Origin of the sequence: Pseudoalteromonas sp. AS84, assembly GCF_038900255.1 — a bacterium.
Taxonomy (GTDB): domain Bacteria; phylum Pseudomonadota; class Gammaproteobacteria; order Enterobacterales; family Alteromonadaceae; genus Pseudoalteromonas.
Map to the genome: position 1 here is coordinate 195,639 of NZ_JBBMQY010000003.1, position 11,014 is coordinate 206,652.

The window sequence follows — 11,014 nt, forward strand, 5'->3', positions numbered from 1 at the left end:
CTGTAGGTCGTTTTTTAGTATTCAATTTATTAATTTAGCAAAAAATTACAGCCAAATTTTTTGTAGCTCAAGCCACTGTTTTTCAAATTGAACACTTGGTTTTGCTTTAAAGTCGCTACGTACAAACTGATTCATTTTGCCTTCAACGTAGGCGAGTAAAAAGTTTGCAAGTGTAAGCTCATCACTTTGAAAGTTTTTACCTTCACGTAATTTACGCTCACGAAGTACTTGTTTAAACTGAGTTTCTAGTTTTTCAAACAAGGTTTGTACACGTTCTCGCAAACGTTCTTGCTCACCTTGCAGAGCATCACCCGTTAAAATACGAGTAATACCTGGGTTTTTTTCAGCAAAGGTTAAAAGTAATAATAGAATGTTATAAATGCGCGTTTGGCTTTCTTTTTCGTTTTCAATAATAATATTTATACGAGATAAAAGGGTATCTTCAATAAACTCAATTAAGCCCTCAAACATACGCGCTTTGCTCGGAAAGTGACGGTATAGCGCGGCTTCAGATACACCCACCTCAGCAGCTAGTTTTGCTGTAGTGATGCGTTGGCCTAAATTAGTTTCTAACATTTGTGCGAGTGCTTGCAGTATTTGCTCTTTGCGATTACTTCTTTTTGTCGCAGGCATGAACATTCCTTTTTATTAGTTATTCTTAGTGGCGCAGTTAAGAACCCTAGTCATTTTTTGTTCAAATGAATGGCGTATGTTAATGTTTTATTCAGTTTGTTTCCAGCCTTTTATAGATGTTTGGCCAGCTGTTCGATCACCTTGCGAGCTATTTCTATTTTACTTGTTGTTGGTAATTCTAGTTGTTCGTTATGCCAGTATAATGTTAAAGCATTATGATCGGAATTAAACCCTAAGCCACTTTTTGATACGTCATTAGCGCAAATCATATCTAGATTTTTATTTTTTAGTTTACCTTTCGCATAGCTTTCTACATTTTGAGTTTCGGCGGCAAACCCTACAGTATAAGGACGGCTTTGTTTAAGATTGGCAATAGCTGCAATTACGTCAGGGTTTTTAGTTAAAGTAAGAGTGAGTTCGTCGCCTTGCTTTTTCATTTTTTGAGTCGCAATTTCTGCCGCTCGATAATCTGCTACAGCGGCGCAGCCAATAAATGCATCTGACTGTGGTGCATAAATTAATGATTCATTTAGTAACTGCTCAGCGCTTTCAATATTTATTAAATTTACGCCAAGAGGCGCTTTAATCGTAACAGGACCCGAAATTAAATTAACCGTAGCACCGAGTTGCAAAGCGGCCTCTGCCAGTGCATAACCCATTTTTCCTGAACTGTGATTTGATATAAAACGTACCGGGTCGAGAAGCTCACGCGTTGGGCCTGCTGTTATTGTAATTGTTTTTCCTGCAAGTAACTGCGGTTGCTCTTTTGCTGTACATAGCGCAACTAGCTCATATGGTTCTAGCATACGGCCTGCGCCTACATCGCCACATGCTTGCTCACCTTTACCTGGGCCCCAAATAAGTACGTTGCGAGCTTTTAATGTGGCCAAATTGGCTTGTGTCGCTGAGTGTGCATACATTTGCTGGTTCATGGCAGGTGCAATTGCGACTTTTGCAGGCGTTGCTAGCAGTAACGTTGTTAGTAGGTCGTCAGCAATGCCGGCTGCCATTTTAGCAATAATATTACAGGTAGCTGGGGCGACTAAAATTAAGTCAGCCCATTTTGCAAATTCAATATGCCCCATTGAAGCTTCAGCAGAAGGGTCAAGTAACGAGTCTGAGACAGTTTCGCCACTAACGGCTTGCATAGTTAAAGGGGTAATAAAGTGCTTAGCTGATTCAGTCATAACTACTTTTACTTCACAACCAGCGTCTTTTAATCGCCTAACGAGCTCTGCACATTTATAAGCTGCAATGCCGCCGGTAATACCTAGTACAATTTTTTTGTTTGTTAAGTTAGTCATGGTTGTTCATCAGTCTTATTAAATATTGCGCTTAAAATAACAAATCTTTACCCGTACAGCGAAGTTTTTTAATTCGAAATAACAGGCTAAATTTTAAATTTGCATTACATTTATAAGACACTTTCGCCTCTCAAGGATGAATAATGCAACTTACTTCACTACCAAACTCACTTCGACCTCGTGAAAAGCTCATCGCGAAAGGGGCTAAAGCGCTCAGTGACGCAGAGCTTCTTGCTATATTTTTACGAACAGGGTTGCCAGGAATGAATGTAATTGAGTTGGCTCAGCATTTATTAAACGAGAATAAAACACTGCATAATTTGTTTAATGCCAGTATTGAGGAGTTTTGCTCTCAAAAGGGATTAGGAACTGCTAAATATGTACAACTACAAGCTGTATTAGAGCTAAGCCAACGTTATATGCAGGAGCGTTGTCAACGAGATGCGGTGTTTAATTCGCCAAACTCAGTTTACGATTACCTGACCATTCAAATGCGAGGCTTGCAGCAAGAAGTATTTATGGTGTTATACCTAGATAGTCAAAATAGATTAGTAAAAGACGAAATACTTTTTTATGGCACAATTAATTCTGCCAGTGTTTATCCGCGTGAAGTGGTAAAGGCTGCCCTTAAAAATAATGCAGCAGCTGTTATTTTTGCGCATAATCACCCAAGTGGTATTGCAGAACCGAGCCAAGCAGACAAACTTATTACTAATAAATTGCAGCAAGCACTGCAATTGGTCGACATAAGTGTGCTCGATCACATCATTGTTGGTGGAGAAACGTGTGTTTCGTTTGCCGAGCGAGGCCTGATTTAGCTTTGTTAGATACAGAAGTGTGTTAAAAATGAGCTGTTTAACGTGTTTTGGCAAATTAGTTTAATTTAAATGCAGTTTTTACTTTCCCTAAGGGCATTCGATCTTTATAATTAGCCGCTATCAAATTTACATATATGAGCTGATTGGATAGATCAGTGTTTGATCTTTGCCTGTAAAAGCTGTATAAAGAGCGCCCTTCGATTTATCTCTAGGGCGGAAATACACGGCCTTAGATTAAATTAAGCTCGAGCGAAGTTATTGGAGATATATAGACATGTCTAAAGTATGTCAAGTTACAGGTAAGCGTCCTGCGGTTGGTAATCACCGTTCACACGCGAGAAACGCGACTAGACGTCGTTTCCTACCTAACCTACAAACACACCGTTTTTGGGTTGAAAGTGAAAAACGTTTTGTAACATTACGCACTACTACTAAAGGTATGCGTATTATCGATAAAAAAGGCATCGACACGGTTCTTACAGAAATCCGTGCTCGCGGCGTTAAAGTTTAAGGATCTGAATCATGCGCGATAAAATCCGTTTAGTTTCAACTGCCGGTACTGGTTTTTTCTACACTACTGACAAAAACAAACGTAACATGCCTGAGAAGATGGAAATCAAAAAGTTTGATCCAAAGATTCGTAAACATGTTCTTTTTAAAGAAGCTAAAATTAAGTAATTTTAGTTCTTTTAGAATTTAAAAACCCAGCTTAGGCTGGGTTTTTTGTTTTTTAAAATATAATTAGTGAATTGATATAAAAAAACCTCGTTGGCATAACCAACAAGGCTTTTAAATCAAAAAACGTTATACCAATAGCATTAAATTAGTGAGCTATTTAATGCGATAAAATAATCATGTTTTAATAAAATAGGTATCATTATATTTTTGTGAATGCATCTTGTAGTGGTGGTACTACTTGCTTTTTACGGCTTAGTACACCATCTAACCATACTTTATCATTTTCTGGTTTTACACCGTAAGCCTGCTCAACTAAGTTTGCATCGTCAGATACAATTAGCATTTCTGAGCCTTCTTTCATTATATCGGTAAGCAGTAAAAATACAGAGTGGCGGTTGCCTTCAACTTTTAGCTTAGCAATATCGGCTGCAAGGTCTGCTTTAATATCGTCAAAAACAGCAAGGTCGATTACTTCTAGTTGGCCAATGCCTACTAGGTTACCGTTCATGTTGAAATCTTTAAAGTCACGCATTACTAGATCACGTGCAGGTGTGTCTTCAACCGCAGATTTAACGCGGAACATATCCATACCTAGTTCTTTAAAGTCATCGATACCTGCAATTTCAGCTAGCGCTTCAACACATTTAATATCGGCAGTGGTACATGTTGGTGATTTAAATATGACTGTGTCGCTTAAAATTGCACACATCATAATACCAGCGATATCTTTAGGGATTTCTACGCTGTAGAAGTCGTACATCATTTTAATAATGGTGTTTGAACAACCAACAGGACGAATCCAACATTCAAGCGGAGTAGATGATGTTAAGTCACCTAATTTATGGTGATCTACCACGCCAACAACGCGAGCTTGGTCGATATCATCAGGTGCTTGTGTTTTTTCTGTGTGATCTACAATATACACATCTTCACCCGCGTAGCTTAATTTAAGCTCTGGTGCTTCGAAGCCAAATTTATCAAGGATAAATTGAGTTTCAGGTGAAATTTCACCAAGACGAGTTGGAATTGCAGGCTCATCAATTTGGTTTTTTAAATAAGCCAGTGCAATTGCACCACAAATAGAATCTGAATCTGGGATTTTATGGCCCACTACATACATAGACATTGACGGAACTCCTTTAAATTTGCCGATATTCTAACAAAGTCTGCGGCCTTTAACATATAGACAGCGCAATTAAGTTTTAGTTACACTTTAAAATCTTGAATTTACTAGGTGTATTTATATGCGACTGGGCCGTAAAGGTTGGAACAACGTTATAATATTTTCGATGTTGATTATGATCTTCTTTTTGAATGGCTGGCATAAGCAATTTTTGGGAGGTGATGATAAGCCAGCGTTACAAGCTGTACTCCCCGAACAAAGTTTTGTACTCACACTGCAATTTGTTGATCAAAAAATTGAGCGAATAGGAACAAGCTGGCGTACAACCCCACTACAAAAAGACATACCGCTTGTGTGGCAAGCATCTGAGCAGCAGCTTAGTGATTTAATTAATCAGTGGCAAAGCGCGCAGTTAATGGGTGTTAACGAATCTGTTGTTTTTAATCCTAATGCACCTTTATATGTTGCTACATTTGAGCTGGCTGGCGAGAATTTACCTTGGGTTTATTTGCTTTATAAAGGCGATGGGCAATATTACTTACTCGAAAAGAGTAGCCAACGAATACTCGCACTCGATTTAAAAACTGCACAGCAGTTATTTCCTAGTTTTGATTTTTCACAAAGTGAGTCTAATTAATGCCTGAATTACCAGAGGTAGAAGTGAGCCGAATGGGCATCACTCCCCACGTACAAAACCAAGTTGTTACAAAGGTAAATATTTACAATGCCAGTATGCGCTGGCCAGTGCCAGATGACGTGTATCAACTTGAAGGGCTAATTGTTACTAGTATTGAACGACGAGCTAAATACTTACTTTTACACTGTGAGCTTGGAAGCACTATTTTACATTTGGGTATGTCAGGTAATTTACGTGTTGTAGATAAAAGTGAGCCGCTTAAAAAGCATGACCATGTAGAGTTTATTTTTGGCAACGGTAAAGCACTGCGCTTAAACGATCCTCGTCGCTTTGGTTGCTGCTTATGGCAAGAGCCTGGTGAAGTGCATAAGCTACTCTCTAAGCTTGGTCCTGAGCCGCTTACTGATGACTTTTTTGCTAAACGCGTGTACGAACAATCGCGCAATAAAAAAGTACCCGTAAAGCAATTTATTATGGATAACGCAGTGGTGGTTGGTGTTGGTAATATTTACGCGAATGAATCGTTATTTAAAGCGGGTATTCATCCCAAGCGAGAAGCGGGAAAAGTATCGCTTAAACGTTATCAAGCACTTATCCCTATTATAAAAGACACGCTTGCTGCGGCCATTATGCAAGGTGGTACAACGCTTAAAGACTTTGCACAAAGTGATGGTAAGCCAGGGTATTTTGCTCAAGAGTTATTAGTATATGGGCGTAAAGGCAAGCCATGTATGACGTGTGAAAACGAATTGGAAGAAATTAGATTAGGGCAACGCAGTACTATTTTTTGCTCAAATTGCCAAAAGTAGTTATCTAGTTATCTAGTTATTTGAGTATTCAGTTATTTGAATTTTATCGATTCTAAATTTAATGATATTTAAGGGCCAGCTTTAAAAGCAGGCCCTTTATTTTAAAGCTCAAACGGTGCTACACCGACCGCTTTCATTTTATATCCTACCTGCGCGATTTCGCCCGACCATGTTTCTGTACTTATTATTCCGGTTACAACGATTGCGTCGTACAAGCTATCTATAGGCACGCCACCTTTAATCGTTACATGGACTATTTGATTTGGCGGTGGTGGTGGTACGTGTATACAGGCACCAAAGTAAGGCACGAGTAAAAACTCAGTAATGACTTCGCTATCGCCTTCTAATGGCACAACAAAACCTGGCAAACTCACCGATTGGCCATCAAGTGCCTTTACCACAGGAGCATCTAAATCGGGTTGCACCCAATTTTGATCGCTACCTTCGTGATTAGCTTGTGCTTGAGTGTCTATTTGCACGTGGTTTTTAGGGATTAAGTCTTCCCAAAAAATTTCTTTTGGTGGATTGGCATAGCTCGCTACGCTTATAAATAATAAGTTAATAGCAGCAATGTACTGAAAAACTGTTTTAAAAAATGTCATAAAATACCTAAAAATTATGCTTTTATACTCATACCATCGCTGAGTGAATAAAAATAAGCGCGAGTAGCGGGTATTAAGCCAATAATAAAACCTGCGGCCATAATAACCCCGATTAAGCCCAGTTCATAGTAAGAGAGCATTGTGATATTTACGCTTATACCTGCATGGCTTTGTAAGTAACCGCCGGCTGAAAAAATAGCTAAATAGTAAAGCGCACTACCTACTAGGCAACCAAGTAAAGTTGTCAGTAATGACTCAATACTTATAAGTGTAAATAAATGCCAAGGGCGAGCGCCTACCGAGCGCAATATGGCAAGTTCGCGACGACGCTGGCTCAAGTTTGCAAGCAATGTCGTTAACATGCCAAGTAAGCTTACTAACACGACAACAGCTGAGAATAGCAATAGTATTTTTTCTATTATGGCGAGCATTTCCCATAACTCTTTAAGTGTTACGGTTGGCATAATGCCAAGTAAGGCTTCTTGCTTATATTGATTTATATTGCGCCTAATTTGTAATGTGTACAAAGGCGAATTAAATCCCATTAGAAATGCTGTAATTTGCTTTGGATGACCAACTAGGTTGTTATGTTCGTCATGCTCATGCTCATGCTCATGCTCATGCTCATGCGCATGCTCAAGGCTCGCTTTACCGCCGTGAATTAAATCGATTGCAGCCAAAGGAATATGCAGCGTTTTATCAACTGGCGTGCCTGTAGGGTTTAAAATGCCGACGACTTTAAATGGGTTATCGTCATGATGATGAAAACTGGTATTCCCCATGCCGTGCGATATAACAATAGAGTCGTTAAGTTTATAACCTAATTTATTTGCGACTTCACTACCTAGCACCACTTCGTTAATTGCGGCAAAAGGACGGCCTTTGTTAAAGGTTAAATTTTGTTTTTTCGCAAAGCGATAATGGCTAAAGTAATCAAGTGTTGTGCCTAGTACCGCTTGGCCTTTATGGCTGTCGCCTAGGCTTATAGGTATACTCCAGTTAACGCCTCGCTGACTTGTTATGTATTCGTAACTTTTCCAACTTACGCCGTTATTAGTATGGCCAATTCTAAATACAGACGAAAGCAGCAACTGTATATCGCCGGTACGCGCACCGACGATTAAATCAGTGCCCGAAATAGTATTACTAAAACTACTTTTAGCATCAATTCGTACACGCTCAATACTTAAAAGTAGCATTACACTAATTGCGATAGTGAATAATGTAAGCAGTACACTTGCGCGGCGATTTAATAAGCTTTTGTAAGCAAGTTTAGCGATGATCATACCTGCTCCTGCAAATTTATAAGGTCAATGGAGCGGTTAAATAAAGGCTTTAGTGTTTCATCGTGGCTCACAAACACCAATGTACTATTAGATAACTTTGCTTGCTCAAACAGTAACTTTATAAAGTTCTCACGATTGTTAGTGTCCAGTGCAGATGTGGGTTCATCAGCAATTATTAATTCAGGGCTGCCTATGAATGCGCGAGCGGCAGCAACTCGCTGTTGTTGTCCAATACTAAGCTCTGCTACATTTTTATTGTGGTACTGCGCAGTAAGCCCTAAAGCATTTAATAACCGTATCGCTTCATTTTGTAAGGCAGCGCTTTTATTTGATGATTGCTTTAATATTTTTTGTTTTCGGATTTTTGAAAACTCACACCCAAGCGTTATATTTTCAATAGGTGATAAATAAGGGAGCAAGTTAAAATTTTGAAAAATATAGCCAATGTGATCCGCTCTAAACGCATCACGGGTAGTATTACTTAGTGTACTGAGGTTTTTATTTAGAATTAACACTTCACCGCTGGTGGCTGTATTAATACCAGCAAGAATCGCTAACAATGTCGATTTACCTGAGCCACTAGGACCGTGTAAAAAAATATGCTCACCTTTTTCTATAACTAACTCTTTTATGTTGAGCGTGGGTGAGCTATCGCTTTTATGCCACTTAAAAGTTACGTTTTTTAGGTTGATCATTACTTTATTTTACCATTTCCAATAATTAAGCTTTTTACGCATTTTAAAGTTTCTTATTACATTAAGTGGTTTTGGCTTTAGTTTTTCGTTACTTTGCAAAAATTCATTAGCTGCATTTAATACGCGCTGGCTAGATTGACCATCGGTATACGGATGAAGTTCTTGGCAATAGCTTTCAATATTTTGCATTAAGTCACTAGGTTTAGTAAGCGCATGTTCAATGGCCGCTTCTACTTCATCGGCCTGAGTAACATCAAGAAGGTGAGGGAAGGGCTGTCTTGTGCAAAAGGTTACAACGGGTTTGTGTTGTACTAAAAACATTTGCATAACCGATGAGGTATCACAAAGCATTACATCAGCGACTTGGAGTAATGGGAGTACATTATCAGTTTCCACAAAAGTTAAATTTTGATTACTTAACGCTTTATATTTAGTAACCCACTCGGTTTGCATCTTTGGATGAAATTGAACTAATACCCTCCACTTTCCTTGTGTACTAAAGCTTTTAATTTTTTCATAGAGTCTAGGCGCAAGTGTTAGTCTATGTGAGAAAGTTGAACATATTAACAATGTAGGTCGGTGATCGTCACTTTTGTAAGGGTTATCAGTTGTTTTGCTAAATAATGGATCTAGGGTAGGCCAGCCAGTTTGAGCTACCTTGAAATGACCATGTTTTTGCGCCGATTTTGCAAACCGCTTTGTTGTATTAGGCCCTTGCGTACAATATAAATCGAAACAACCTCTAATCGCAAAGTGACCTTTTTCTCCATCTGTATCTCTTTTATGGGCATCAAAGCCATGAAAAACAGCTACTTTTATTCCTGGAAAAAATGTAGGTATTAAATTAGCTGGAGCGAAGGTAGCATCGGGAGACCATTCGTGAATCTCTTCAATCGAATTAAGTTGTTTCTCGTGGCTTTGTAAAAAGCTTGGGTTTACGTCTGTGCCTTGTAAAAACCAGCGCACTTCGCCACCATTAGCTAGTACTGCAGCCTGAATAGGCCTCAAGATAGCGTATGAATAATTCTGAGAAATATACATCAAGTATTTTTTATTTTTAGTGGCAGTTAAGTAGTTCAAGCTATCTCCTCAGGCTGGTTAGCACATTAAGTTTACCCCATTGCGACTTGCTTATAAATATATGCCTTTATTTGTTTTAAGCATCCGATTGAGCTTTGAGGTTGGCTAGATTATTATACAGCCCATATAACCCCATACCATACTTTGCTCAAAGAGCATCCCTAACCCCGGAGATAGCATGACTAGCTATAAAGTTTTAGACGTAAACGATGATTTACCCATTCGTACCAAAGGTGAAGTACACAGCGGTAAAGTTCGTTCAGTTTATTGGTTAACTGATGAAGACAGCGCACGACTAATTAAAGACAAAGGCTACCAAGTGCCGACAGGTACTGAGCTTGCGATTATGGTTATTTCAGACCGGATTTCTGCATTTGATTGCATTTGGCAAGGCGAAAATGGTTTAAATGGCGTACCAGGTAAAGGTATAGCGTTAAACTCAGTGGCAGCCCATTGGTTTAAGTTATTTGATAAAGCAGGCCTTGCGGGTAATCATATTGTTGATATTCCACATCCGTATGTGTGGATTGTACGCAAAGCCAGTACAGTAAAAGTAGAGGCAATTGCTCGCCAATATATTACGGGTAGCATGTGGCGTGACTACGCTAAAGGCATACGTAACTTTTGTGGTATTGACTTGCCTGAAGGCTTAAAAGCGAACCAAAAGCTTGATAACGTTTTAATTACGCCATCAACAAAAGGTATTATTAAAGGTATTGCTGATATTCCGCCAGTTGATGATGTAAATATTACTCGCGCTAACATTACTAATAACTTAGATGTATTTAACTTTAAATCGGCAGATGACGTAACCAAATACGAAAAACTATTAGTTGAAGGTTTTAAATTAATTAGTGATGAACTAGCGAAGCTTGGCCAAATTTTTGTAGATACTAAATTTGAGTTTGGTTATGTAGAGGATTTAAATGGCGCGCAACAACTTATATATATTGATGAAGTAGGCACGCCTGATTCGTCACGCATTTGGGATGAAGCTGCATACAAAAACGGTAAAATTGTTGAAAATTCTAAAGAGGGTTTTCGACAATTGCTTATTAATAATGTGCCAGAGAGTGACGTATTATTAAATAAAGATCGCATGAGTGAGCGTGAGCAATTAGCTAAAAATTATATTTTACCAGAATCAGTAATGCTTGAAGTGTCAAACACCTATGTTGGTATAGCGAGCAAAATTGTAGGCAAAGATATTGTGATCCCTAAAGATCCTCGCCAAGAAGTAATTACTATTTTAGATAACGATTACGGATTAATTGTTAAATAGCAGTACTTAAGTGCTAACAAAGCCAGTAACTAAGTCTTTATTTTTAGTTACTGGGCTATAATTCTTG

General features: G+C 38.7%; 13 protein-coding genes. 6 read left to right on the top strand and 7 right to left on the bottom strand.

Annotated features, from left to right (window positions below):
* Positions 1 to 45: 45 nt before the first annotated feature.
* Positions 46 to 633, bottom strand: coding sequence for a nucleoid occlusion factor SlmA (slmA, locus tag WNY79_RS05110; RefSeq protein WP_004335558.1), 588 nt, complete (start codon positions 631 to 633; stop codon positions 46 to 48).
* Positions 634 to 743: 110 nt separating this feature from the next.
* The gene (gene coaBC / locus WNY79_RS05115; protein WP_342875316.1) at positions 744 to 1,937 is read right to left on the bottom strand and encodes a bifunctional phosphopantothenoylcysteine decarboxylase/phosphopantothenate--cysteine ligase CoaBC; all 1,194 of its coding nucleotides are present in this window, start codon (positions 1,935 to 1,937) and stop codon (positions 744 to 746) included.
* Positions 1,938 to 2,080: 143 nt separating this feature from the next.
* On the opposite strand from coaBC, the gene radC reads away from it, so the two are divergent.
* The 3 genes from radC to rpmG all read left to right on the top strand — a co-directional run bounded on the left by radC (position 2,081) and on the right by rpmG (position 3,433).
* Positions 2,081 to 2,755: a DNA repair protein RadC gene (gene radC, locus WNY79_RS05120; protein WP_024598926.1), complete on the top strand. Its 675-nt coding sequence runs from the start codon at positions 2,081 to 2,083 to the stop codon at positions 2,753 to 2,755.
* A 274-nt stretch (positions 2,756 to 3,029) separates the two neighbouring features.
* Positions 3,030 to 3,266, top strand: a complete 237-nt coding sequence (gene rpmB, locus WNY79_RS05125; protein WP_004335549.1) for a 50S ribosomal protein L28 — start codon at positions 3,030 to 3,032, stop codon at positions 3,264 to 3,266.
* 11 nt (positions 3,267 to 3,277) lie between these two features.
* Complete coding sequence (rpmG, locus tag WNY79_RS05130; RefSeq protein WP_004335545.1) at positions 3,278 to 3,433, top strand: 50S ribosomal protein L33; 156 nt, start codon at positions 3,278 to 3,280, stop codon at positions 3,431 to 3,433.
* Between the two features lie 199 nt (positions 3,434 to 3,632).
* Here the strand turns inward: rpmG and WNY79_RS05135 are convergent, their stop codons facing one another.
* On the bottom strand, positions 3,633 to 4,559 hold the full coding sequence (locus WNY79_RS05135) for a manganese-dependent inorganic pyrophosphatase (RefSeq protein ID WP_010553321.1): 927 nt from the start codon (positions 4,557 to 4,559) through the stop codon (positions 3,633 to 3,635).
* 118 nt (positions 4,560 to 4,677) lie between these two features.
* On the opposite strand from WNY79_RS05135, the gene WNY79_RS05140 reads away from it, so the two are divergent.
* Both WNY79_RS05140 and mutM read left to right on the top strand, forming a co-directional pair.
* Entirely contained in the window at positions 4,678 to 5,193 is a 516-nt protein-coding gene (locus WNY79_RS05140; RefSeq protein WP_076925054.1) for a hypothetical protein, read from the top strand.
* Positions 5,193 to 6,002, top strand: coding sequence for a bifunctional DNA-formamidopyrimidine glycosylase/DNA-(apurinic or apyrimidinic site) lyase (mutM, locus tag WNY79_RS05145; RefSeq protein WP_007581941.1), 810 nt, complete (start codon positions 5,193 to 5,195; stop codon positions 6,000 to 6,002). Before WNY79_RS05140 ends, mutM begins: the two co-directional genes overlap by 1 nt.
* A gap of 101 nt (positions 6,003 to 6,103) precedes the next feature.
* Here the strand turns inward: mutM and WNY79_RS05150 are convergent, their stop codons facing one another.
* Genes WNY79_RS05150 through WNY79_RS05165 form a run of 4 tightly spaced genes read right to left on the bottom strand, consistent with a single transcriptional unit; the run spans position 6,104 to position 9,665 of the window.
* The gene (locus WNY79_RS05150; RefSeq protein ID WP_294123520.1) at positions 6,104 to 6,604 is read right to left on the bottom strand and encodes a DUF3299 domain-containing protein; all 501 of its coding nucleotides are present in this window, start codon (positions 6,602 to 6,604) and stop codon (positions 6,104 to 6,106) included.
* A gap of 14 nt (positions 6,605 to 6,618) precedes the next feature.
* Positions 6,619 to 7,890, bottom strand: coding sequence for an ABC transporter permease (locus WNY79_RS05155; protein WP_342875317.1), 1,272 nt, complete (start codon positions 7,888 to 7,890; stop codon positions 6,619 to 6,621).
* Positions 7,887 to 8,585, bottom strand: coding sequence for an ABC transporter ATP-binding protein (locus WNY79_RS05160; protein WP_342875318.1), 699 nt, complete (start codon positions 8,583 to 8,585; stop codon positions 7,887 to 7,889). Before WNY79_RS05160 ends, WNY79_RS05155 begins: the two co-directional genes overlap by 4 nt.
* Before the next feature lie 9 nt (positions 8,586 to 8,594).
* Complete coding sequence (locus tag WNY79_RS05165) at positions 8,595 to 9,665, bottom strand: CDP-glycerol glycerophosphotransferase family protein (protein ID WP_342875319.1); 1,071 nt, start codon at positions 9,663 to 9,665, stop codon at positions 8,595 to 8,597.
* 178 nt (positions 9,666 to 9,843) lie between these two features.
* On the opposite strand from WNY79_RS05165, the gene WNY79_RS05170 reads away from it, so the two are divergent.
* Positions 9,844 to 10,947, top strand: coding sequence for a phosphoribosylaminoimidazolesuccinocarboxamide synthase (locus WNY79_RS05170; protein WP_342875320.1), 1,104 nt, complete (start codon positions 9,844 to 9,846; stop codon positions 10,945 to 10,947).
* Positions 10,948 to 11,014: the final 67 nt, after the last annotated feature.